This window comes from Acinetobacter sp. CE-15 (genome assembly GCF_051059255.1).
Lineage (GTDB): Bacteria > Pseudomonadota > Gammaproteobacteria > Pseudomonadales > Moraxellaceae > Acinetobacter > Acinetobacter guillouiae.
The window spans coordinates 960647-983460 of the sequence record NZ_CP192737.1 but is presented as its reverse complement, the minus strand read 5'-3'; the positions used below and the strand labels follow the sequence as shown (position 1 = coordinate 983460).

Annotated in this window: 22 protein-coding genes; 7 read left to right on the top strand and 15 right to left on the bottom strand. The window is 37.6% G+C overall.

Annotated elements, in window-relative coordinates:
* Nucleotides 1–36: 36 nt before the first annotated feature.
* The 10 genes from paaK to paaA form a co-directional block, all read right to left on the bottom strand.
* Nucleotides 37–1365, bottom strand: a complete 1329-nt coding sequence (gene paaK / locus ACQ7EO_RS04760) for a phenylacetate--CoA ligase PaaK (protein WP_434279006.1) — start codon at nucleotides 1363–1365, stop codon at nucleotides 37–39.
* Nucleotides 1366–1434: 69 nt separating this feature from the next.
* Nucleotides 1435–2649 carry a 3-oxoadipyl-CoA thiolase gene (gene pcaF / locus ACQ7EO_RS04755; protein WP_434279005.1) on the bottom strand — a complete coding sequence of 405 codons (1215 nt, stop codon included), beginning with the start codon at nucleotides 2647–2649 and terminating at the stop codon, nucleotides 1435–1437.
* Nucleotides 2650–2659: 10 nt separating this feature from the next.
* Nucleotides 2660–4213, bottom strand: a complete 1554-nt coding sequence (locus tag ACQ7EO_RS04750; protein ID WP_434279004.1) for a 3-hydroxyacyl-CoA dehydrogenase — start codon at nucleotides 4211–4213, stop codon at nucleotides 2660–2662.
* A gap of 2 nt (nucleotides 4214–4215) precedes the next feature.
* Nucleotides 4216–5007, bottom strand: a complete 792-nt coding sequence (gene paaG, locus ACQ7EO_RS04745; protein ID WP_303577531.1) for a 2-(1,2-epoxy-1,2-dihydrophenyl)acetyl-CoA isomerase PaaG — start codon at nucleotides 5005–5007, stop codon at nucleotides 4216–4218.
* On the bottom strand, nucleotides 5007–5777 hold the full coding sequence (locus ACQ7EO_RS04740; protein ID WP_262086765.1) for an enoyl-CoA hydratase-related protein: 771 nt from the start codon (nucleotides 5775–5777) through the stop codon (nucleotides 5007–5009). Before ACQ7EO_RS04740 ends, paaG begins: the two co-directional genes overlap by 1 nt.
* 25 nt (nucleotides 5778–5802) lie before the next feature.
* Nucleotides 5803–6861, bottom strand: coding sequence for a 2Fe-2S iron-sulfur cluster-binding protein (locus ACQ7EO_RS04735; RefSeq protein WP_096734974.1), 1059 nt, complete (start codon nucleotides 6859–6861; stop codon nucleotides 5803–5805).
* A gap of 52 nt (nucleotides 6862–6913) precedes the next feature.
* Nucleotides 6914–7414: a 1,2-phenylacetyl-CoA epoxidase subunit PaaD gene (gene paaD, locus ACQ7EO_RS04730; protein WP_151957653.1), complete on the bottom strand. Its 501-nt coding sequence runs from the start codon at nucleotides 7412–7414 to the stop codon at nucleotides 6914–6916.
* A 28-nt stretch (nucleotides 7415–7442) separates the two neighbouring features.
* Complete coding sequence (gene paaC / locus ACQ7EO_RS04725; RefSeq protein ID WP_434279003.1) at nucleotides 7443–8198, bottom strand: 1,2-phenylacetyl-CoA epoxidase subunit PaaC; 756 nt, start codon at nucleotides 8196–8198, stop codon at nucleotides 7443–7445.
* An 11-nt stretch (nucleotides 8199–8209) separates the two neighbouring features.
* The gene (gene paaB / locus ACQ7EO_RS04720) at nucleotides 8210–8500 is read right to left on the bottom strand and encodes a 1,2-phenylacetyl-CoA epoxidase subunit PaaB (RefSeq protein ID WP_004717766.1); all 291 of its coding nucleotides are present in this window, start codon (nucleotides 8498–8500) and stop codon (nucleotides 8210–8212) included.
* A gap of 36 nt (nucleotides 8501–8536) precedes the next feature.
* Nucleotides 8537–9478 (bottom strand): 1,2-phenylacetyl-CoA epoxidase subunit PaaA, encoded by a 942-nt coding sequence (gene paaA, locus ACQ7EO_RS04715; RefSeq protein ID WP_151802502.1) that lies wholly within the window; start codon nucleotides 9476–9478, stop codon nucleotides 8537–8539.
* Between the two features lie 304 nt (nucleotides 9479–9782).
* Between paaA and paaZ the strand changes: the two genes are divergently transcribed.
* From paaZ to ACQ7EO_RS04700, 3 genes are all read left to right on the top strand, one after another.
* Nucleotides 9783–11852: a phenylacetic acid degradation bifunctional protein PaaZ gene (paaZ, locus tag ACQ7EO_RS04710; RefSeq protein WP_434279590.1), complete on the top strand. Its 2070-nt coding sequence runs from the start codon at nucleotides 9783–9785 to the stop codon at nucleotides 11850–11852.
* A 781-nt stretch (nucleotides 11853–12633) separates the two neighbouring features.
* Nucleotides 12634–14010 (top strand): MFS transporter, encoded by a 1377-nt coding sequence (locus tag ACQ7EO_RS04705; RefSeq protein WP_096734980.1) that lies wholly within the window; start codon nucleotides 12634–12636, stop codon nucleotides 14008–14010.
* 20 nt (nucleotides 14011–14030) lie between these two features.
* Nucleotides 14031–15272 carry an OprD family outer membrane porin gene (locus ACQ7EO_RS04700; RefSeq protein ID WP_434279002.1) on the top strand — a complete coding sequence of 414 codons (1242 nt, stop codon included), beginning with the start codon at nucleotides 14031–14033 and terminating at the stop codon, nucleotides 15270–15272.
* 186 nt (nucleotides 15273–15458) lie between these two features.
* Here the strand turns inward: ACQ7EO_RS04700 and ACQ7EO_RS04695 are convergent, their stop codons facing one another.
* On the bottom strand, nucleotides 15459–16220 hold the full coding sequence (locus ACQ7EO_RS04695; RefSeq protein ID WP_166781927.1) for a DUF4882 family protein: 762 nt from the start codon (nucleotides 16218–16220) through the stop codon (nucleotides 15459–15461).
* Nucleotides 16221–16351: 131 nt separating this feature from the next.
* Between ACQ7EO_RS04695 and ACQ7EO_RS04690 the strand changes: the two genes are divergently transcribed.
* Together ACQ7EO_RS04690 and ACQ7EO_RS04685 are read left to right on the top strand one after the other, a co-directional pair.
* Nucleotides 16352–16690 (top strand): hypothetical protein, encoded by a 339-nt coding sequence (locus ACQ7EO_RS04690; protein WP_096734983.1) that lies wholly within the window; start codon nucleotides 16352–16354, stop codon nucleotides 16688–16690.
* A gap of 152 nt (nucleotides 16691–16842) precedes the next feature.
* On the top strand, nucleotides 16843–17280 hold the full coding sequence (locus tag ACQ7EO_RS04685) for a hypothetical protein (RefSeq protein ID WP_004817322.1): 438 nt from the start codon (nucleotides 16843–16845) through the stop codon (nucleotides 17278–17280).
* Nucleotides 17281–17426: 146 nt separating this feature from the next.
* Here the strand turns inward: ACQ7EO_RS04685 and ACQ7EO_RS04680 are convergent, their stop codons facing one another.
* Both ACQ7EO_RS04680 and ACQ7EO_RS04675 read right to left on the bottom strand, forming a co-directional pair.
* On the bottom strand, nucleotides 17427–17786 hold the full coding sequence (locus tag ACQ7EO_RS04680; RefSeq protein WP_004817324.1) for a surface-adhesin E family protein: 360 nt from the start codon (nucleotides 17784–17786) through the stop codon (nucleotides 17427–17429).
* A gap of 157 nt (nucleotides 17787–17943) precedes the next feature.
* Nucleotides 17944–18525, bottom strand: a complete 582-nt coding sequence (locus ACQ7EO_RS04675; protein ID WP_151803223.1) for a DUF4189 domain-containing protein — start codon at nucleotides 18523–18525, stop codon at nucleotides 17944–17946.
* Between the two features lie 447 nt (nucleotides 18526–18972).
* Between ACQ7EO_RS04675 and ACQ7EO_RS04670 the strand changes: the two genes are divergently transcribed.
* Both ACQ7EO_RS04670 and ACQ7EO_RS04665 read left to right on the top strand, forming a co-directional pair.
* Entirely contained in the window at nucleotides 18973–19440 is a 468-nt protein-coding gene (locus ACQ7EO_RS04670; RefSeq protein WP_434279001.1) for a hypothetical protein, read from the top strand.
* A gap of 261 nt (nucleotides 19441–19701) precedes the next feature.
* On the top strand, nucleotides 19702–20148 hold the full coding sequence (locus ACQ7EO_RS04665; RefSeq protein ID WP_434279000.1) for a GNAT family N-acetyltransferase: 447 nt from the start codon (nucleotides 19702–19704) through the stop codon (nucleotides 20146–20148).
* Nucleotides 20149–20362: 214 nt separating this feature from the next.
* On the opposite strand, the gene ACQ7EO_RS04660 is transcribed toward ACQ7EO_RS04665, so the two are convergent.
* Nucleotides 20363–20824, bottom strand: coding sequence for a hypothetical protein (locus ACQ7EO_RS04660; RefSeq protein WP_434278999.1), 462 nt, complete (start codon nucleotides 20822–20824; stop codon nucleotides 20363–20365).
* Nucleotides 20825–20988: 164 nt separating this feature from the next.
* Nucleotides 20989–22179 carry a Fic family protein gene (locus ACQ7EO_RS04655; RefSeq protein WP_434278998.1) on the bottom strand — a complete coding sequence of 397 codons (1191 nt, stop codon included), beginning with the start codon at nucleotides 22177–22179 and terminating at the stop codon, nucleotides 20989–20991.
* Nucleotides 22180–22814: the final 635 nt, after the last annotated feature.

The following is a 22814-nucleotide window of genomic DNA, read 5'->3' as shown; positions in this document are numbered from 1 at the left end:
ACCTTAATTTAAAAATCTCAAATAACAACACTCAAATTAACCAAGGCTAAGCGTACTTGATGGATGTGTAACATGATTATTGTTGCGCAAATCAAATACACGCTGAGCCTTACCTTCTGAACGTGGCAATGCCCCTTCTGTCAAAATTTCAATGCTTACCGTAATTCCAACCATCGTTTTGATCTTAGTTTTGAGCTGAGTACACAGTTGTGCGTGTATTTCCTGAGTTATATCTTGACGCATTTCTGTACGGATGTGCAATCCATCCAGATGACCTTGTTTACAAATCTGAATCTCATAATTAGGAACCAATTCAGGGATTTGTAAAATTTGTTCTTCAATTTGAGATGGAAATACATTTACACCACGAATAATCATCATATCATCACTACGCCCAACAATTTTATCCATACGGCGCATTGTTCTTGCTGTACCTGGCAATAAACGAGTCAAATCTCGAGTTCGGTAACGAATGACAGGCATGCCTTCTTTGGTAATCGTGGTAAAAACTAATTCGCCCAATTCACCATCAGCCAACACTTCGCCTGTTTCTGGATTGATAATTTCAGGGTAAAAATGATCTTCCCAAATGGTTAAACCATCTTTAGTCTCTAGACACTCCATCGCCACACCGGGTCCCATCACTTCAGATAAGCCATAGATATCCAGAGCATCAATCCTTAAACGGTCTTCAATTTCTTTACGCATCTCATTGGTCCACGGTTCCGCGCCAAATATTCCGGTTTTAATGGAGCACTCTTTGGCAGTACCAAATCTTTTTTCCAATGCTTCAATAATATTTAAGCAATAGGATGGTGTCACCATAATTGCCGTGGGTTTAAAGTCATGTATCAATTGTACTTGCTTTTCAGTTTGACCACCTGACATAGGAATGACCGTTGCGCCTAAGCGCTCAACACCATAGTGCGCGCCTAGACCACCAGTGAATAGTCCATAGCCATAAGACACTTGAATAATATCTTGATTACTTAAACCTGCAGCACGTAATGAACGCGCCACAACATCAGACCAAACTTGAATATCTTTTTGAGTATATCCCACAACAGTGGGTTGCCCCGTTGTCCCTGATGAAGCATGTACTCTTACTATTTGTTGTTGCGGAACTGCGAACATGCCAAATGGATAATTTTCGCGTAAATCTTTTTTAGAGGTAAATGGAAATTTAGCTAGATCTGCTAAAGTTTTAAAATCATCAGGATGTACCCCAACTTCATCAAATTTCTGACGATAGACGGCACTATTTTGATAAGCATGTTGCAATGTTTGTTTTATACGTTCGAATTGAACATTGCGTAACTCATCAACCGATGCTTTTTCTAAATGTTCCAATGTATTGTTATTCATATTGTTACTCCCTGAACAGCCATCCTTTGGCTGTTTCTTAAAATCCTTGGTTTGGTCTTGCAGTGGCTGTTATGCGTCAAAATTTTCCAAAATAAGCGCAACACCTTGCCCAACACCCACACACATCGTACATAGTGCATATTTTCCATTACGGCGTTTCAATTCTTTCATTGCCGTGATCACCAAACGTGTACCACTCATACCCAATGGATGACCTAAGGCAATTGCTCCGCCATTGGGATTGACCCGTGCATCATCATCATCCAGACCTAGTTCACGCATTACTGCAAGTGATTGTGCTGCAAATGCTTCATTCAGCTCAATGACATCCATTTGATCCAGACTTAAACCTGTCTGTTTCAGCAGTTTTTGTACTGCTGGTACTGGACCAATTCCCATATATTTTGCTTCAACGCCTGCACTTGCCATCGCAATGACTTTGGCAAGTGGTTTCAACTGATTTGCCATTGCAAAGCCTTCACTGGTCAATAACACACAAGCGGCACCATCATTTACCCCCGATGCATTTCCTGCTGTGACAGAACCATCTTGTTTGCGGAACGGCGCTTTTAATTTTGCCAAACTTTCCAGTGAGGTCTCTGCGCGTGGATGTTCGTCTTCAGTTATACGTGTCAGATTTTTTTTACGATCGATTATTTCTACAGCACATATTTCTTCTGCAAACACGCCATTAAGTTGCGCAGTTGCAGTTTTTTTCTGACTATTGAAAGCAAATAAATCCTGATCTTCACGGCTAATCTGATACTTTTCAGCAACGTTTTCTGCGGTTTCGGGCATGCTGTCCACCCCAAAATTTGCTTTAAATTTTGGATTGATAAAGCGCCAACCAATAGTTGTATCATAAATACTTGGCGTTCGGCTAAAAGCTGTTTCTGGCTTGGACTGTACAAATGGCGCACGACTCATTGACTCAACACCACCTGCCAATACAAATTGTGCTTCACCTGACTTAATAGCACGTGCAGCCAAACCAATCGCATCTAATCCCGAAGCACATAAACGGTTTACCGTAATCGCAGGTACTGAGTCTGGTAGTCCCGCAAGTAATGATGCCATTCGAGCGACGTTACGATTATCCTCACCGGCTTGGTTAGCACAACCAAGGATAAGCTCTTCTAACTGATCCCAAGCCAACGTAGGATGTTGTTGTTTTAAATATTGAATCGGCAAAGCAGCCAAATCATCTGTACGGATACTACTTAAAGCTCCTGCATAACGACCAATTGGAGTACGAATAGCAGCACAAATAAACACTTGTTCCATTTTTTACTCCTTATCCTGCTTGTTTTAATTGTTGTGTTTGCTGCACGGGTAAAGCCATAGCAGCAACTTTTTTTCTTAAATACAGACTTGGGCGATAGCGTTCTTCACCATAAACTTGATGTAAATTTTCTAAAATCATCAAAATCTGTTGTGCACCCATTTGCATCATCCATTGGAACGGACCTTGCGGATAATTCACTCCAAATCTCATGGCAGCATCAATATCGTGTTCTGTCGCGACATCATGCAAAACCGCCTCGCAAGCTTCATTGACTAACATTGCAATGCTTCGCATGACATATAACCCAGGATGATCTTTTGTCCAAATTACATGAATATCAATTGCAGCAAAGAATTGTGTCATTTTATCTTGATCTGCTTGGCAACATGCTGGAGATGCAGTCGCTGCAATTGCTTTAGCTTTGTTCCAATCCGCATGCCAATCCATCAGTACAACTTTTTGATGTGTATAAACAATATCGGCAGATTCGCCTTGCGTGAGTTGGAGATCAATATCATCAATTTGAATATAATTTTGTTGAGACACAACTTTGTTGATATTGAATGTCATTTGATTTTTTAGGCGCTGAATAAAATCAGCTTGATTGGCCCATTCACCATAGATACTCACATTCATGTTCTGTGAGCTATCCTGAGTCATTTCAGGTAAGTGATATACTGGTGTTGGTTGTTCTTGATGATAATTATAGAAGCCTTGTTTATTTTTACGCCCCAAACAGCCTGCATCTACCAGTTGTTTTTGAATAAGAGAGGGGCGATAACGCGGCTCGTAAAAAAATTCCTGATAAACGCTCTGTGTCACTGAAAAATTCACATCTTGACCAATTAAATCCGTCAATTCACATGGTCCCATCGCAAAGCGACCACATTCACGTAAAATGAAATCTAACTGTTCAGGCGTCGTCACATTTTCCTGTAAAGCACGGAAAGCTTCAGCATAATACGGACGAGCCACGCGGTTCACAATAAAACCGGGCGTAGATTTGGCTAAAACGGGTACTTTGTTCCATGTCTGCATCAGATTAAACAAAGCATCTGCATTCACTTTGGCAGTTTTTAAGCCTTGTACAATTTCAACTAGTTTCATTACTGGTGCAGGGTTAAAAAAGTGTAATCCAATCACACGTTCAGGTTGTGGAATCACAGACGCTATTGCAGTTATTGAAATGGAGGAGGTATTAGAAGCAAAAATAGTCTGTTCAGAGCAAATCGCTGCAAGTTGTTGAAAAATGCTTTGTTTCACTTCTTTATTTTCCACTACAGCTTCAATAATTAATCCTGCTGCCGCAAGCTGCTGAATATCATCCACCACAGTTAAATTTGCCAATGTACTGTCCACAAGGGCTTGTGTTATTTTCCCAGCTTGTACACGTTTATTCAGTTGTACTGTTAGCTGTGCAAGTGCTGCCTTGGCTGTATTGAGATCAAGGTCAAAGAGCAGCGTTTGATGACCATTCATCGCAGCCAGTTGGGCAATCCCGATGCCCATCGTTCCTGCACCAATAACAGCGACATTTGCTTGCTGTAAATTGAATTGTTGCATGATTAGCATCCTTTAAATTCAGGGCTACGTTTTTGCATAAATGCTTGTACGCCTTCTTTATAATCGCTGGAACGACCGGCTAAACGCTGTAAGTCACGCTCTAAAATCAATTGATCATCAAGGCTATTGTCAGCAGCAGCATGGATTGCTTTTTTAATTAAAGACAAACCATAGGTGGGTTGTGTTGCCAAATGCTCAGCCAATTTTTCCGCTTCAGCTTTGAGTTGTTCATCTGCAACACTTTGCCAAATCATGCCCAGTTGCTCTGCCTTTTCAGCAGGAATTTTATCGCCCAGCATTGCCAAACCCATCGCCTGTGCGCGTCCAACCAAACGGGGTAAAAACCAAGTACCTCCCGAGTCAGGCACCAAACCTAAGCGACAAAAGGCTTGAATAAATGATGCAGATTTTGCGGCAAGAACAATGTCACAGGCCAAGGCAATATTTGCACCTGCTCCAGCCGCCACACCATTTACTGCACAAATCACGGGTTTCTGCATTTCTGTAATCAGTTTGATTAATGGGTTGTAATATTTTTCAATCGATACCCCCAAATCCGGTGCGTCTGCATTGGGATCAACCACTCGATCAGCTAAATCCTGCCCTGCACAAAAACCACGACCTTCGGCTGAAATCACCACCGCGCGAATATTTGAATCTTTGGCCCAGGCCTTTAACGTTTGTGATACTTCATGATGCATCGTTTCATTAAAACTATTCAGTTGCTTTGGACGATTAAAAGTTAAATAGCCAACTGCATTTTTTTCTTCAACAATTATGGTTTGGTAATCCATTACACACCTCTAAATTCTGGTTTTCTTTTTTCAAAAAATGCATCAATACCTTCCTTACGGTCTTGAGTTGCCGTAAGCCAGACAAAATGCTGACGTTCTTGCTTCAAGCCTTGGCTTAAAGTCACTTCATGGATGGATTTCAACGATTGTTTAATGACACGGATTGCCAATGGCGCTTGTTTGGCAATTTTTTCAGCCAGTTCAATTGCATATTGCACCGTCAGTGCGCTTGGGCAAATTTGGCTACTAATGCCATGTTGTAATGCAAGCGCTGCAGAAATACGTTCCCCTGTCATTGCCCAACGCATGGCCAATTGCTGTCCGACCAAACGTGCTAAACGCTGTGTACCACCTGCACCAGGCAACATACCCAAACCGATTTCGGGTAAGGCAAATTGTGCATTTTCACCAGTCAGCACAATATCGCCATGCAAGGCGAGCTCAAAGCCTGCACCAAAGGCAAAGCCATTGATCGCCATAATGATTGGTTTTGAAAACTCATCAATGTGTTTCCATAGTAGCGGACGTTGATCTTGCTGGATTGTCACCACATCAAGGGCTGCCAATTCTTTTAGATCAGCACCCGCTGCAAAACATGTTTCATTACCAGTAATCACAACAGTTTTAATACTTTGGTCCCGCTCTAAATCTTGCAGCACCTCCACAAGTTGTTTTAAGGTGGCATTATTCAACGCATTATGTTTTTCTGGGCGATTTAACTCGATAAGCATCACGCCTGTTTTCACTAAACTGGTTTTTAAGAAATCCATCTCTTTGCTCCAATGTTATTCCGTTTTATTCATCAAAACTCAAACGCACATTTGGAGTCGTTGGCAATGCTTGACAGCTGAGTACATAACCTTTTGCAAGTTCTTCAGGTTCAAGACTATAGTTAATTGCCATCTCGACCTTGCCTTCAAGTACTTTGCATTTACAGGTTGCGCACACGCCACCTTTACATGCATAAGGTAAATCAGCACCGGCACGTAATGCAGCATCTAGAATACTGTCATCTTCTTTGGCGACTTCAATGATCAACTCGCGCCCATCCAGCACAATATTGACTTTTTCTTCATTACGATTGCCAATGTGCTGCGCTGTGGCTTTTTTCACAGCTCCAGTATTAAAACGTTCAGTATGAATTTTGCTGCGTTCAATGCCAAATTCAGGTAAAACCGTTTCGACGGCCTCCATCATTTCATTGGGGCCACAGGCAAAACAATGATCAAATTCTGCATGAATCAGATTTGCTTTAAATAACAATTGCAGTTTTTCAGCATCAATCCGACCATTAAACAAAGCACTGTCATTCATTTCACGAGAGAAGACATTGATCAATTGAAAACGCTCTTTAAAACGATCTTTTAAATCCATGATTTGCTCAGCAAACATGGTTTGTTTCCAAGTACGATTGCCATAAATCAGAGTAAAACTAGCAGCTTGTTGCTGTAATAACACTGTTTTTATAATGGACAAAATTGGGGTAATTCCACTGCCTGCGGCAAATCCTAAGTAGTTTTTTCCTCCAGTTTTGGCAACTTTTTGAAAAAAAATCCCTTGCGGAGGCATTACTTCAAGTTGATCACCGGCTTTTAAATTGTCATTTGCCCAAGTTGAAAATTGACCTTGATCAATTTTTTTAATCGCGATACTCATGTCTTCTTGAACATCGCTACAAATCGAATAACAACGACGGATTTCACCACTTTCTGTTAAATGGCGAATGGTTAAATGTTGCCCTGGTTGATACTGAAAGCGCTGTTGTTGTTCTGGGGTAAGATCAAACGCAATACAAATCGCCTGCTCAGTTTGAGGCGTAATTGATTTTATGGTTAATGGTACAAATTGACTCATGTGAAAATCCCTCTTTCATTTTAACTTTTCAAACTGTTGAACAATGTTCAACTTAAATGCATTTGAAATAGTCAAATGGTTCTAAGCAGTCTTGGCATTGATATAAGGCTTTACATGCAGTAGAACTAAATTCGCTTAATAATTTGCTGTGTATGCTGTGGCAATGTGGACATTCAATCCCATCGGTTAATGCGACATGTGTACCACAACTGTGTGCCTCGCCTTTTGGAGGTGCAATACCGTATTGTTTCAGCTTGTCTTTGCCATTTTGGCTCATCCAATCGGTGGTCCAAGCTTCAGATAAATCCACCACAACTTGGATCGGTGTGAAACCTTTTGCAGTAAACGCGTGTACGATTTCATCTTTGAGCACATCTGTTGCAGGGCAACCGCTATAGGTGGGTGTGAGTCGAACCACAATATTATTGTCCTGATTCAACTCCACCCCACGAATCATGCCTAAATCCACAACCGATAACACCGGAATTTCAGGATCAGAAATCTGTTGTAAAATATCCCAGCAATCATCGCTAAATTGTCGAATTAAATTCATGTGCTTCACTCCTTGTGAAAAGCTGAACTTACCAACTCATATTGGGATAAGTACGTTGCATATATTGCAATTCAGCCAAAACGAAACCTAAATGCTCGGTATGCAAGCCTTGTTTTGCACCACTACGATACGCCCCTGTTTCAGGTAAACTAAGCTCAAAACGTTGCAGTTCAGCTGTTACGACATCCAGCCATTGCGCTTTTAAAGGTTCAATATTTGGAATTAAGCCTTCTGATACCAAGCCTTGTTCTTCGGTGGTTAAGACAAATAATTCTTTGCTAAAACGCCACAGTTCGTTTAAACCTAATTGGGTTTTTGCATGTGCTTCGCTTGTCCCTAAACTTAAACGTTCCATCCAAGCGGTAGAAAAACGTAAGTGATATTTCACTTCACGTAATGATTTCAGCGCAAATGCAGCTAACGCTTTGTGTTGGCTATGGCTCAATGCAGCAAATAACAAATGATGATAATGATCCATTAACCACTGGCGTACCATGGTTTGTGCAAAGTCAGCATTGGGTTGTTCACATAACAATAAATTGCGATATTCACGTTCGTTACGGAAAAATGCCAATTGATCTTCGTCACGACCTAAGCCTTCCTCTTCACCGGCAAGACTTAACAATGTTCTGGCTTGACCTAGCAAATCCAAACCAATATTGGCTAATGCAATATCCAGCTCTAGCTCAGGCGCATGACCACACCATTCGGCCAAACGATGCGATAAAATCAGTTGGCTATCACCCAAATGCAATAGGAACTGTGAAAATACTAAATGACTCATCTTCGTCCCCCTTACATATGCTCAATGCCATCTGGAATATGGTAAAACGTCGGATGACGATATACCTTGTCTAATGCTGGATCAAAAAATTCATTTTTTTCATCAGGTTGAGATGAGGTAATCCATTCAGATTTCACCACCCAAATACTGATCCCTTCATTGCGACGGGTATAAACATCACGGGCATTCTGGAGTGCAATTTCTGCATCTGGTGCACGTAAACTGCCCACATGACGATGGCTTAAACCTTGTTTACTCCGTACAAAAACTTCAAATAGCGACCAGTTATTTTTATTGTCCATCATAAAATCCTTATTAAATTTGACTAAAACACTGAACTAAGCAACTTTGGCAGCAGCTTGTTGTTGCTTTTTTTGTGCATAGACCACAGCGGTATCACGTACCCATTTGCCACCTTCCCACGCTTTACGGCGTGCTTCGATACGTTCGTGATTACATGGGCCTTTACCTGCAAGAATGTCAAAAAATTCGTCCCAATTAATTTCACCAGACTGGTAATGCCCTGTTGCTTCATTAAAACGTAAGTCAGGATCTGGCACAGTCAAACCCAGCTGTAAAACTTGCGGTACCGTGTTATCCACAAATTTTTGACGGAGTGCATCATTACTAAAGAGTTTAATTTTCCATTGCATGCTTTGCGCGCTGTTTGGAGAATTGTCATCACTCGGACCAAACATCATTTGTGCAGGCCACCAAAAACGATTCACTGCATCTTGTGCCAATTGTTTTTGCTCAGGTGTCCCATTTGCCAACTGCATCATGGCTTCAAAGCCTTGGCGTTGATGGAAACTTTCTTCTTTACATACACGCACCATGGCACGTGCATAGGGACCATAAGAGGTACGACATAACGCAACTTGATTGACAATTGCCGCACCATCAACCAACCAGCCAATGGCAGCAACATCGGCCCAAGTTAAGGTTGGATAATTAAAAATTGATGAATACTTCATCTGCCCAGCAATGAGTTTATCCATCATGTCATCACGATCGGCACCCAAAGTTTCAGCCGCACTATATAAATACAATGCATGCCCTGCTTCATCTTGAACTTTAGCAAGTAAAACAGCTTTACGTTTTAAGCTTGGTGCACGCGTGATCCAATTGCCCTCAGGTAACATTCCCACAACTTCTGAGTGTGCATGTTGTCCAATCTGGCGAATTAAAGTTTTACGATATGCATCTGGCATCCAATCTTTAGGTTCAATCGAAATATCCTTTTCGAGAGATTGATCGAAATCTTGTTGATGATTATTCATTGTGTCCTCACTTATCCCAAGTGTTATGCTATTTAAATTAAAACGATACAAATAAAAAATCAATACATATTTTTATGTATCATAATTATTTTAAAATTTAATTTTACAAATAATTGTTTTAATTAAAATTGTTTTTATTATATTTTTAATATCACAATATTTAGCTAAAAAAATTTGACATTTTAAAATTTAAAAGACAAATTATGAGTCATTAAAAATAGAAAACCATCTAAAACGTATCACAAAAGGAGTTTGAGTAATGCTTGATTTAGATACGGCAATACCCCATACGGAACCCGATGAAATGACCACAAAATCAACCACGCAGCCTGCGATTAAAACATTAAGCTCTTTGGTTTATGGACAAGAATATATCGCTCAGCAAGACTTCCGTACTGTCTATCATGCGATAACAGGTGAAGCCATTTATCAAGTGAGTAGTCAAGGAATCAACACGCAAGCCATTGTTGATTATGCAAAACAAAAAGGTGCTGCACTTGCATCACTGACTTTCCATCAACGTGCCAATGCATTAAAACAAGTCGCTCAATATTTGCTGGAACGCAAAGAAAGCTATTATGAACTTGCCAAAGCAACAGGTTGTACCCGTAAAGATGCTTGGATTGATATCGAAGGTGGAATCGGAACTTTATTCGCCTATTCAAGTTTAGTTCGTCGTGAACTCAGCGATGAAACCGCCTTGGTTGAAGATGCTTGGATTCCGCTGTCTAAAAACGGTACCTTTGGTGCAAAGCATATTCTTAGCCCAAAGGCTGGTGTCGCTGTGCATATTGATGCTTTTAATTTTCCAATTTGGGGAATGTTAGAAAAAATTGCTCCAACATTATTGGCGGGTGTGCCGTGTATCGTTAAACCGGCCACGGAAGGTGCAGAATTGACCCACGCTGTTGTCAAAGACATTTTGGCTAGCGGCATCTTAGCAGAAGGTGCATTACAGCTTATCTGTGGTCAAACTTATGATTTATTGGAACATTTAAACCCTCAAGACACAGTAACGTTTACAGGTTCTGCGTCCACTGGGCAAAAATTACGCGCAACAGCGCATTTAAATCATTATTCAATTCCATTTACCATGGAAGCAGATTCTGTTAATAGTGCTATTTTGACTCAACACGCATCTACGGAAACAACCGATCTATTTGTACGAGAAGTCTTTCGTGAAATGACCACAAAAGCCGGGCAAAAATGTACTGCAATCCGTCGTGCCTTTGTTCCCCTAGAGTTACTTGAAACAGTACAAACACGGTTAATCGCAAAATTAAAAAATGTGGTCGTGGGTAATCCTGAACGTGAAAATGTCACTATGGGGGCATTAGCCAGTGTAAAACAAAAACATGATGTGGCTGAAAAAGTAGAGCAACTCAATCAAGAGGCTGAAATTATATTTGGTAGCCACCTGCGTCAAGATTTCACCATTCAAGCTGAAAATCCTAAACAAGGCGCGTTTTATCCACCGACGGTTTTAGTCTGTAAAAATCCAAGCCAAGCCACGACCATTCATCAAATAGAAGCTTTTGGTCCAGTTGTTACTTTAATGCCTTATGCAAACCTTCAAGAGCTGGCTGATTTAGTTGCAAGGGGTGAAGGTAGTTTAGTTGCTTCTGTGGTGCGCAATGCGGATGAAAATGTAGAGCAGATCATTGCCAAAATTGCACCTTGGCATGGTCGTGTACATATCCTAGATAGTGAAAATGCCAAAGAAAGTACAGGTCATGGTTCGCCTCTTCCTTACTTAGTTCATGGTGGTCCAGGTCGTGCTGGTGGTGGTGAGGAATTAGGTGGTTTACGTGCGGTAAAACATTATATGCAACGCACAGCAATCCAAGGTTCACCCAAAGCCATGACACAAATTGGTCATAGTTGGACCATTGGTTCAGAGGTTTTTGAAGATCGAGTTCATCCCTTTAAAAAATCATTTGATGAATTACGTATCGGTGAACGCCTATTGACTGCTCGCCGTACTGTGACAGAAGCTGATATTGTCAATTTTGCTGGCTTAAGTGGAGATCACTTCTATGCACATATGGACAAAATTGCTGCGGCTGACTCAATATTTGGTGATCGTGTTGCGCATGGCTATTTTATCGTATCCGCCGCTGCGGGGTTATTTGTAGATGCAGCACCAGGCCCAGTGATTGCAAACTATGGAATGGACAATTTACGTTTTGTAGAGCCTGTTAAAATCGGAGATACCATTCAAGTCGAATTAACTTGTAAACAAAAAACTCCGAAGCCTTTACAAGACCCAAGCCAAAAAGCCCACGGCGTTGTTGTTTGGGACATTAAAGTAAAAAACCAGCGTCATGAATTAGTTGCCACTTACGATATTTTAACCTTAGTCAATCGCGACTAATTAAGCGTTTGTTTAAAACTAATTTTTATTGAATCAGCTCCCCTAAATTTCCAAAGTTAGCCTCAATCATTTGTGACGATAAAGCTTGGCTTTAGGGGAGTTTTTCAAACCTATACCAGAATAAATTACTCCAGAATAAATACTGAACAGATGCAATTTCAGTCAGCAATCTAGTCATTAATAAATCACATTGTTGGTCGTGATGATGTATTTGCCTAAAAAAGATGAAATTCATGGAATTACACGCGACCATAATAACTTGAGATGAGGTGATTGCTCACACGGATACAACGTTGATTGATAACACGACAGCACACATTACAGTTTAATCGATTGGATGGCTGAGTGAGGATATAACTTATAAGGAGTTATATAAAACCTGATTCAACTTCGTCTGCAAAATCATATTTACCCAAATCAGTTTATTTGGGTTTTCTTGTTGCAAAAGACTTAATAAAAGACATTAAAAAGATACCAAAAATTATAATTTATTTAATTTAAGTATCAAATTATAATTAAAAATTAAAACCAAAACATCGATAAAACTCACAATTATTTGATTTAAAATATTTTAATATCATTATTTAAAATTTAAAACATTACCAATTTAAATTAAAAAGATACCTTTTTTATTTTATTTTAAAAATAGTGTATCCATTTAAAAAATATTCAAGCATAATTATTCGATTGATTCATGATGAGTCAATACGACAAGGATTTTGTTTCAATCAAAAAACCAAGAATAGATTGAAGCATAAGTGAAATACAAAAAGGAAAAGCTATGGAAAACTCTCAAGCAGAATTGCACGGCTCGACGCTTGCACTTCCCACTTCATCGGCATCACGTACTCGCAAAATTGCGATAGCAACGATTGTTGGGACCACCATAGAGTGGTATGACTATTTTATTTATGCCGCTGTAGCAGGCTTAGTTTTTAATCAACTGTTTTTTAAACCCGCAGGTCCAGCCTTTGCCACCCTGTTGGTTTTTGCATCTGTAGGGATCAGTTTTATTTTTCGGCCTTTTGGCGCATTTATCGCAGGTTATTTTGGCGATAAGTTTGGACGTAAAACCGTTCTAGCCGCTACATTAATCATGATGGGTGGAACCACAACTCTGATTGGCTTATTACCCACTTACGACAGCGTGGGTATCATTGCGCCTATCATTTTAATTTTACTGCGTATTTTACAAGGAATTTCCGCAGGGGGTGAATGGGGCGGCGCTGTATTGATGGCCGTTGAACATGCACCCACCCACAAACGTGGATTATTTAGCTCATTCCCACAACTCGGTGTTCCACTTGGTTTATTACTAGCATCACTGGTTTTAGTGATCATGACTGGCTATGTTTCACCAGGAGAAGAGTTTTTAGCATGGGGTTGGAGAATTCCATTTATATGCAGTATTTTTCTCTTTGCTTTAGGCTACTGGATTCGCCGTTCAGTTGAAGAAAGCCCCATTTTTGAGGAATTAAAGCAGAAAGGCACCACACAGAAACCGATCCGTGAACTTTTTGGACAGTATAAAAAAGTCATTTTTAGCTCAGCATTATTGATAGCTGGTACAACTGCGCTGGGCTACATGACTGCTGGTGGCTTTATTCAAAGCTTTACCACCAATCCAAATGGTCTGAATTTAGAGCGTCCAATCATTTTGACCTTGATCAGTATTTCTGCCGTTATTTGGACCTTCTTTACTTGGTTATCTGCAGTGCTTTCAGATAAATTTGGACGTAAACCAGTTTATATTTTCGGCTCATTGATTCAAATCATTACCGCTCTGGTACTTTTCCCACTGATCAGTACAGGCAACTATAGCTACATCATGTCTGGTCTAGCCTTATTATCAATGGGTATTGGAATCACCTATGGTGTGCAAGCTGTCTTTTATTCTGAACTCTTCCCTGCTTCTATTCGCTTTTCAGGTATATCCATCACTTATGCGATTGGCTCGATCATTGGCGGTGCGTTCGCGCCATTAATTGCAGCAGCATTAATCGGCAAAGTAAACGGTATTTATTTAGTCAGTGCATATTTAACCGTGATGTCCGTGATTGCTTTTTTAGCGATTTGTATTTTTAAAGACCGTACAGGTATTGCTTTAGAACCTGATGCTGAAGAAACCCAGAAAAAATCACCTTTCATCTGGAAATAAACTTAAGTCAAGGATGCCTTATGTTATTCAATACACCATTCACAAAGATTTTTACTACGCTCATATTCATCAATACTTGTGCTTTTACACAACTAGCGCTAGCCAAAGATGAATGGAAATTAACTTTAAAAAATGCCTATATTGATCGCAATTTTGACCAAGAAAATGTCAAAGATTCGGGGAGTTGGTCACAAGGCGTATCATTATTTTATCACTCACAATTTTATGACACACCCATTGAAATTTTAAAACATCCTCTGCAAATTGGCGTTGATGGTTCAGTGCAATATGCGGTACGTCTAAGTAATGACAAACATGTCAATGATACCGTATTGCCTTTTGACCCCGTCAAACAAGAACAAGCAGCAGACTATTTAAAATATGGGGGTACACTTAAACTTAAATATGATCAGGCAGAATTGAGAGTGGGTGAGTTATGGCTCAATTTACCCATGACTGCAATCGACACAAGCCGTCAGCTTTTAACGACTTATCAAGGTGTGAACTTAAAATTTCCAATTCAGGAAAAACTTAAAGTCGAACTTGGTCATGTGTCGAAAAACTCTCCTCGCAATGAGGAGGATTTTTATAAATTTTCTTATACGCAGAAAGGTATAAAACATTATTCAGATGGATTGGATTACCTGAATTTATCTTATGATGTAAATAAAGGTTTTAATATCAATTATTACTATGGGCATTTAGAAAATTTATATGATAAACACTATTTAGGTGTGGAGCATCAATACCCAATTGCTGACAATATCGCCCTGCATTCAAAATTACGATATTTTAATTCGCAAGATAATAGCAGTGCTTTAGACATCGATAGCCAAAATGTAGGTTTATTGGAAACATTGAAACTGAACAATCACACTTTAGGTGTCGGTTATCAACGAATTATTGGGGACGCCTACCCTTTGCCTGATGGTTTTTTACCTGAGCTTTATTTTATTAACTGGAATGTCACAGGCTTTTTTAAAGAAAATGAAAAATCATGGCATTTTGTTTATGGTTATGATTTTAAAGATTACATCCTCGGTTTAAACAGTATTGCAAAATATGCGGTTGGGCGAGATATTAAAATGAGCAATGGTGATAAAAATAAAGAGTCCGAACTTGATGTTCTGACCACCTATAATTTTCAGCAACCTGCGCTAAAAGGACTGTCTTTACAGCACTTATTTACACGTTACCAGCAAGATTATGGGAGTGATTTTACAGAAAATCGTTTCTTTATCAATTATCAATATAAGTTCTAATCATATCGAAATCGCTTCAATTCATGTCTGATGAATTTCATCAGGCATGGATGAGAAAAAACGTTCATCTCAACTGATTGTCGCTTAATATAAGGCAATGTTGTCTGACTAGGCCCAATTGTTTAAAATCACTGAAACTCGTTTTTCATTTATGAAAATCGAAGAGTTTTGTATTACAAAAAATTTTTAAATTGTATTTCCACAAATATCTTTCGTACCTGTTGGATAAGTAAATTGGAATTGATTTTTATCTGTAATCAGTTCTACTGAATGGACCTTTCCAATATTAGGTGAAGTCGAATCTGTTCCATAGTAAGCCATTCCATTTGTAAAAGCTAAGCTATTAATCTTACTTGGATTTGCTGAAACATAACCCTTATTAACGCCATTATAAATGACACCAACCTGCTTTGTATCTTGGTTAACATATATACCAATTTTTTGATATCCATCAGTTGTACTTGTCAAAGGCAGCTCAATCATACCTGTTGCACCATCAACAGTACTCCCCACGCCAATTGTGACTTTATTTGGAGTGGTACTACCGAGTAAATGATTTGCATATAGAGCTACTATTTGACCTTTTCCATTATCGTAATAAGCATCAGCATAATTAGGATACATAAATATCTGTTCATTATTAGGAAGCAAGGTTGTTGGCACTTTAATCTTGTATTCATAAGCGAAGATTCCACTCTGTGGAACAGCACTACCATTACTTTGACCTGAAATTGCATTACCATTTGCTGCAATATACATCTGTTGAGAGTTCTCTGGAGTGACAGCTGTTGTAAATGATGTCTTTTGTCCAACTATACTGGGGAATTTCTGAAATCCTGAGAAAACTGCAGATATTTGAGCTTGTGTCGCATCAAAATTATAACTACAAGCACTCCACCCACTCATACTCATCAATCCAGTTGCCAATGCTATTGTTAATTTTTTCATTATCCATTCCTTGTTATTTTGAAAATAAAATATAGAACAGAAAATGAGTTTTATGAAATAAATCCGATAAAAATTTACCAACTATTCAATAAAAAACCTATCATTAAATGAACAAAATAAAGGATCAAAAAATGAAAAAATTCCTACTTCTCACCCTCTTAATTAGTGGTGGAGCTTGGGCTGAGTTACCAAAATCCAAATCATCATGTCAAATCCAAGTTCAACAATTAAAATTTGCTCGTTTAGTTGCTCTTAGTAGTCTTTGTGATAAAGATGAAAATTCAACTTACGGAAAAAGCTTAAGTGCTTTGTTTTTAAAAAATCAAAAGAAATGTAAGGTTTCCCGTGAACAGATTGACCCTACAGATGAACAGGTAATGAATGCTTATGATGAACTCATTGGTTTACCTATAGAACAGCAAAAAATACGATGCAGAACGGCAGATAAACAGATCAAAGTCCACTTTTAAAAACTTAAGACTTACTCGGTAAAACTGTTCCAGTGTGCTGAATTCTAGAACTGCATAGTGTATGATATTGATGCTTATAGAGAAACTTCAAGCAACTAATATAAGATGTATCATGTTAATTTTAGACAAACTACAATGTAATAATTCAAGCCATGGAAAGAAAGAAATACCAAGAAGAAAAACATTCTAAGTATATTTATTCAAGTAAAAGACGTATTCAGCGAAGAGTTCTGCAATTAGAAAAAACTACAGCAGAAGCAATTCATCATTATATTCAGTTCAGCTATCAAGATAGATGGTTTGAAAGCAACTTTGCATTCTTAAGTTGTTGGAAATTTTCTAAAGTAGATTTTGGTAAATCTGATACTTTTTGGTGTGATGCTATTTATTTTGAAGATTTTCATATAGAAAATAACAAAATATTTGTTTTTAGTGGACATGCTTGGATTAGTTTATTAAGTAATGTTGGTTCAGAATGGAAAGTTCCTGTTAAGGGGAGATTCTATATCAATTCGAAAGGGAAAATTTTAAAAAACTATACATTAATTTTTTACAACGGAAGTCAGGAATTAATTTTATCGAAAAAATAAAAAAAACCTTAACTTAGCCTCTATATATCATAATTGGCTCTATATACATAACTCTCTCAGAGGCCAAGCCCCATCTCATTCATTAAGCAAAAGTACTCGAAGTAATTCTTATAAAGCTGCCAATACAAAAAGCTATTCCTGTTTTCTTATGTGCATAAAGTTTTTAGAATCAACCAAGCTCCCGAATCAGGCTTTGGGTTATAGGTTTTATTATTCATTTTACTATTTTGAAAAACTACTTCTTCGTTTGTTTTAATAATTAATTCTTTATTTTTAAAAGTTTTTTTTGAGCAATCAACTTCAACGTGCATTGTTGATTTTATCAAGTCCCCATCTTCATTTTTCATGGCTCTCATCCATGCTAATTTTTTCTGATTAGATATAGATTGAACTGAGTCCATATCAACTTGGACTGAATTTCCTTCTTTATTTTGAACCTCTACCCAGTCAGTTCCAAAACACAAATTTGAAATCAACAAACTAGAAATTAAAATTATTCCTTTCATGAGTCCCCCTAAATTATTGACGATAAGATACTAATAATTAACTCAAAAAGAAACCTCCTTAGGGAGGTTTAATTTATCCCAAAAAATCATATTAGCTCGATTCCGAATCCTTATTCCCAAGCTTTGTATTTCATATTTTAATCACAAAATAAAACGCTTATGGAAGATTAAGCCTCCGGCAATCTTCATAAATAATTTTGCATTGAGTCTCTGGGAAGCCATCATAACGACACGCCTCTAAAACTTTCTTCCGTCCTAAAGCTTTTCTACTTCCTGGGACTAACATTGGAACAACATCGCTTACTTCACCCGCCGTTGTTCGTGCTTTATACAACCTATTTGTTCCTTCTGCTTGACCTACAGTCGCACAATGGTTGTCATCATAAGTAAACCAAATTCTGCAATCAGTCCCACCTTTTTTTTCGCAAGCTTGTAATGCTTTCTCTTCTAACTTTCCGCGGAAAATTTTTGCAGTAGCCACACCGATTACACCATTTGTACCCGAAGCCACATAACCTTCTGTGCTTGGTGTCCGATAGCTTGGAGCTGAATATCCCCCACTGCTTCCATAATTTGGAATAGGCGCACAGCCTTGTACACCTTGACCACCGACAGGATAATAGCCCGGAGGACAATTCCCCTCAGCATGCGCAACACCTGACATCGTTAAAGAAAATAGAGTAAGAGAAATTAACGATATAAAAAATTGTATGATCTGCGGTCTATTGTATTTAGCCATAATTGTTTTATCCATGCCGTAAATTATTTTGTGAAATATCTATCATTTCTAAATTAACTTTTAGTCGTTCTAAATCTTAAAATAATTCATCACTAAACTCAAATTTTGAATTGGCATTACTTATTTTTATTCTGATGTTCGTGCTCACCACAACTTGATATTTATGAAATATTTACAATTAAATCAATATATTGATTAACAAACCCAACATAATAAAGTTTATCCAAAACAGTTCTCAATACGAGGATCTCGCCTTCTAAAAAGATCATCAATGGACTATGAGCAGAGGAAAGTTAACACCAAATTATTTTAGTAAGAATGGGCTTTTGACTATCAATAGTTATGCGATATAATCGTGTGAAATATATACCAAATAATAAATTATGATGAATTAATATCTCGCTCTGCTCTGTACGTATAACATTGATTATTTCAGGAGTCTTTTCCATGCCTTTATTCAAATATAGTTGTATCACCCTCATGGTGCTTAGTATCAGCGCTTGCGCCACCTTGGCCACCAAACCCAATGAAGTCGAAGTGGCTGCACAAAAACTAGTCGGGCAACCAGCCAGTAATGCATTTAAAATATTTGGCAAACCTGATCATGGTCTAGGTCCATCGTCGTATGGTAGTGGTGGCTTCTATGGGTGGAATCGAGTGCAGACTCATGTAACACCAGAAAAAGTTTTCGTGCAGACAGGTGTTGAGTATATTGGCCAAAAGACGACCATGGTTGGAATCGGTGGCGGTGGCGTGGTTGGCCAAATGCCAGTTGGTAGCGAACCTGTATATCGGAAGACTGGATATACAGAAAATCGGACTGTTATCGATTACTTTTGCAATATCACCCTGTACACAGACGGTAAGAATATCATCACCGATGCCAGCGTAATCGGTTGTGATAAAAAGAAGTGATAGCGTAGCTTAAAGCCTATATTCAAATGAGCTTATATCTGATTTAGGCTCACTTGAGCACTTTATTCTTCGCATGATTCAAAGCCCTACACTCATTGTGCTTAGCAATAGTATCAATACCTCAAAATAAAATATCTTTACTCTGCCCTGATTCTATTTTTTGCGGCAAGGCTATTATTAGGCGATTGATCTATAAAGAAACTATCTAGAATTTCTTATCACGACCATAATTTTTAATTGTTTACTATAGTGAATAGCGTAATGACTGATATAAATGAACATATGCTTATTCGCCTAGCGACTGAAACTGACACTAAAGACTTAATCGCTATTGATAGTGTTGCCTCACACGATCCGCAGCGAATATTACAAATCCACAATTGGTGTATACAAGGTGTCTGCTTTCTTGTTGAAAAAAATGGAAAAGTGATGGGCTACGGCGTTCTAAATTACCATTTTTTCGGATGCGGTTTTATTGAGATGCTGATGGTCGCAGAACCTTATCGTCGCTGTGGTACGGGACGTGTATTACTGAACGCATTAAAGTCAAAATGCCAACATCCGAAGCTTTTTACCACAACGAATCGATCTAACTTGCCAATGCAGCAGTTATTACTAAATTCTGGATTTATCGCGAGCGGTCACATAGAAAATCTTGATGATGGTGATCCAGAGTTAGTTTATTTTTATTCTAACCGTCTAATATAATTAATTTTTAGATAAATACGGATGAATCGTAAATACTAAAATAATAAAAGCTTAAATCAAAGATAACGAAAGATTATAGAATTGCTTATCACGATTTCAACCTGTAGAGAAGTTGAATTTTTAATGTGCTAAAGAAGTACCCTAAGGTACTTCTTTATAAAAATAAGTAAGTAAAAACTAGTTCAACACCAATCACTTTTAAAGATATTCATCATCACTCCCCTACAGGGATTGAATATTTAAGTTGATTATTATTCTGTTCTAAAGGCATCTGATTTTGCTTAATCATTTTCTGTTGATAATCGCGCTCTGAAATTACCCCTCTATTGCGGGCCTTTTGCAATGATTTTAGCTGTTGCTCGCTTTCATGTGCATTCAAAGCATGAGTATCATTATTTTTCAGAAGATATTGAGATCTTTCAAATGGACTCATATTAGAAGTATTTGCTCGATTTTCATACATTTTTGCGACATTTACATCACGTTGAGCGATACGATCTTGCTCTTGTTGCTTTGACAACTCAAAAAAATCAACATGTTCACTATTTTTATTCCCATATTGAGGTTCTTCATTTTGTAAAAATACATAGGATTGAGGTTTTTTCGACCAATCTTCAGCACTATACACAGAACCAGCAATTACAGGACTGATAAGCAACATTAATATTTTTTTCATCAAGTATACTCAACTCAAAATAGTGAAAGTCATAGCGATGTATCATACTCTATTTGTAATGTACGTGATTTTCAAATCGTACTTGTAGATGTCCATGATAGATATTTAGGCATAAAAAAGCACTGAAATTGTTGATACAAAAAATTAAAGGATTCACTTATTAATCAATTTCCCATAACCACCAATCCATCCTGTTCAGATAAAAATTTTAATTCAACAAGCTTATCAATATCTCTATAAAATGTTCTTTCGGTTTTTCTATCATATAAAATCTGGATTTGTGGAATACGATAAAGTTCTGCTTTTGACAAAAATTTATTATTTTCACTCATCACTCGCATTACATTATGAATAAGGTTGAATTGTCTATCTGAGATTTCCTTCCTAAATTTAGCGTTATTTAAAGCTGTTTGGTAAAGCAAATATCCTATTAATTTATTACTTTCATCATGAAGATATTCAATTGTTTCAAACATACCATTCAATATAAATTCAATAAATGGTTGATTAGGATTATCTTCCTTTTTATCAGCTAGTTTTCTACACTGATTGAATAAAGCAAAATATTCATGGATATTTGTTTGATAATACTTCCAAATAGCAGATGAACTAAACCGATATCCTGACTGCTCAAGAATAAACATTTCAATCAGACGCCCAGTACGTCCATTACCATCCCAAAATGGGTGAATTAGCTCAAAATAATAATGTGCTAGCCCTGCTCTAATTATCGCTGGTTGATTAATTACGTTTGGACTATTTAACCATTCTATCCACGCCTGAATAAGATATTCAATATCCTCTATGCATTTGGGTGGTCGATATGTCCCCCCATGAGAATCATTACCAACTATTGTTTTTTGAGTTGGCTGGTTATTTCGTAACTGCCCTGCTGGATTATGTTGCTCTTCTAAATTCTGAGATACCAGTGTATGTAATTGAAACATCGTAGAAAGTTCAAAAGGCTTACCTTCTACAGGCTTTAACTGTTTAGAACTGGATTTTTTTATCCATTCAATAGATTCTTTTAAATTTGTCAGTCTTCGCTCTTCTGACTTTTGAATAGTCTTAGGGTCCTGTTTTAATATGTTTGCAGTTTCTTGTTCTGTAAATTGCCCTCCCTCAATAGTATTGGTACTGTAAATACTGCTTGCTAATACCTTATCCTGCACTTGATCAATAATTAAGGGTAAACTTGGGGTTTTGTTAAAGCGCTTTTGTGAATCATTGACACGATTGAGCATCGCTTGAACTTGAGTATGTTCAAAACCCAATTGAAAAGTAAAAAAGCCTGATTTATATGTCATGACTTTTAACGTCGTTTCATCTATCCATGTTTTACTTTGTTCAGGCATATTTTGTCAGAAAAAATGTCAAAGAAAATGTCAAATCATTATTATTGTATTTCAGTTATTTAGTCAATTTTTTAATAAAAAATATCAAAAAAATGTCAAAGAAAGTGTCAGAAAAAATGTCAAAAAGAAAAGTTTTAACTAAAATATATAAATATCATAAACTTAGTCGCATTGAGAAATTATCTAAAATACATCGTACTTATTACACCGTTTTTAATGTGTTGAAACTGGTCACGCAGTATTTATCTAACCTTCTTGCTAATTTATTGAATGTTATTTGTGCGCACTCCTCTTTTTTTTGCTTTACAGGCTGAGTATTTAATGAAAAATACTTACCATACTGCTCAATACAGAAGTTCTTTGATTTAGTTTTAAAAGAATCATATTTTTCTATGGCATATTTAGCCATAACACTTTTTATTCAATTTTATTTACAGTTTTTAAATTAAACTTATATTTTTCAAAATATTAATTTTCCTCATACTCATTCTAACTACTGCTATAATGACCATTGCAAGTCAAATCGTTATTTTTAAATTTTAATGAAAATGGGATTCTTGAAAAAAATAAAAAGTTAACAACTCATCAAACACTTCAAATTTAATTTTAAAAAGCATCATTTATATTTTGGACAA

Bases quoted from the DNA above. Each gene is read 5' to 3' on its own strand.
- ACQ7EO_RS04680 (WP_004817324.1), bottom strand. From the start codon at position 17,786: ATGAAAGGAATAATTTTAATTTCTAGTTTGTTGATTTCAAATTTGTGT.
- ACQ7EO_RS04665 (WP_434279000.1), top strand. From the start codon at position 19,702: ATGACTGATATAAATGAACATATGCTTATTCGCCTAGCGACTGAAACT.
- ACQ7EO_RS04700 (WP_434279002.1), top strand. From the start codon at position 14,031: ATGTTATTCAATACACCATTCACAAAGATTTTTACTACGCTCATATTC.
- paaK (WP_434279006.1), bottom strand. From the start codon at position 1,365: ATGAATAACAATACATTGGAACATTTAGAAAAAGCATCGGTTGATGAG.
- paaC (WP_434279003.1), bottom strand. From the start codon at position 8,198: ATGAGTCATTTAGTATTTTCACAGTTCCTATTGCATTTGGGTGATAGC.
- paaG (WP_303577531.1), bottom strand. From the start codon at position 5,007: ATGGATTACCAAACCATAATTGTTGAAGAAAAAAATGCAGTTGGCTAT.
- ACQ7EO_RS04695 (WP_166781927.1), bottom strand. From the start codon at position 16,220: ATGAAAAAATTAACAATAGCATTGGCAACTGGATTGATGAGTATGAGT.
- ACQ7EO_RS04750 (WP_434279004.1), bottom strand. From the start codon at position 4,213: ATGCAACAATTCAATTTACAGCAAGCAAATGTCGCTGTTATTGGTGCA.
- paaA (WP_151802502.1), bottom strand. From the start codon at position 9,478: ATGAATAATCATCAACAAGATTTCGATCAATCTCTCGAAAAGGATATT.
- paaD (WP_151957653.1), bottom strand. From the start codon at position 7,414: ATGAATTTAATTCGACAATTTAGCGATGATTGCTGGGATATTTTACAA.
- paaZ (WP_434279590.1), top strand. From the start codon at position 9,783: ATGACCACAAAATCAACCACGCAGCCTGCGATTAAAACATTAAGCTCT.
- ACQ7EO_RS04735 (WP_096734974.1), bottom strand. From the start codon at position 6,861: ATGAGTCAATTTGTACCATTAACCATAAAATCAATTACGCCTCAAACT.
- ACQ7EO_RS04685 (WP_004817322.1), top strand. From the start codon at position 16,843: ATGGAAAGAAAGAAATACCAAGAAGAAAAACATTCTAAGTATATTTAT.
- paaB (WP_004717766.1), bottom strand. From the start codon at position 8,500: ATGGACAATAAAAATAACTGGTCGCTATTTGAAGTTTTTGTACGGAGT.
- ACQ7EO_RS04670 (WP_434279001.1), top strand. From the start codon at position 18,973: ATGCCTTTATTCAAATATAGTTGTATCACCCTCATGGTGCTTAGTATC.
- ACQ7EO_RS04705 (WP_096734980.1), top strand. From the start codon at position 12,634: ATGGAAAACTCTCAAGCAGAATTGCACGGCTCGACGCTTGCACTTCCC.
- ACQ7EO_RS04660 (WP_434278999.1), bottom strand. From the start codon at position 20,824: ATGAAAAAAATATTAATGTTGCTTATCAGTCCTGTAATTGCTGGTTCT.
- ACQ7EO_RS04740 (WP_262086765.1), bottom strand. From the start codon at position 5,777: ATGGATTTCTTAAAAACCAGTTTAGTGAAAACAGGCGTGATGCTTATC.
- pcaF (WP_434279005.1), bottom strand. From the start codon at position 2,649: ATGGAACAAGTGTTTATTTGTGCTGCTATTCGTACTCCAATTGGTCGT.
- ACQ7EO_RS04675 (WP_151803223.1), bottom strand. From the start codon at position 18,525: ATGGCTAAATACAATAGACCGCAGATCATACAATTTTTTATATCGTTA.
- ACQ7EO_RS04690 (WP_096734983.1), top strand. From the start codon at position 16,352: ATGAAAAAATTCCTACTTCTCACCCTCTTAATTAGTGGTGGAGCTTGG.
- ACQ7EO_RS04655 (WP_434278998.1), bottom strand. From the start codon at position 22,179: ATGCCTGAACAAAGTAAAACATGGATAGATGAAACGACGTTAAAAGTC.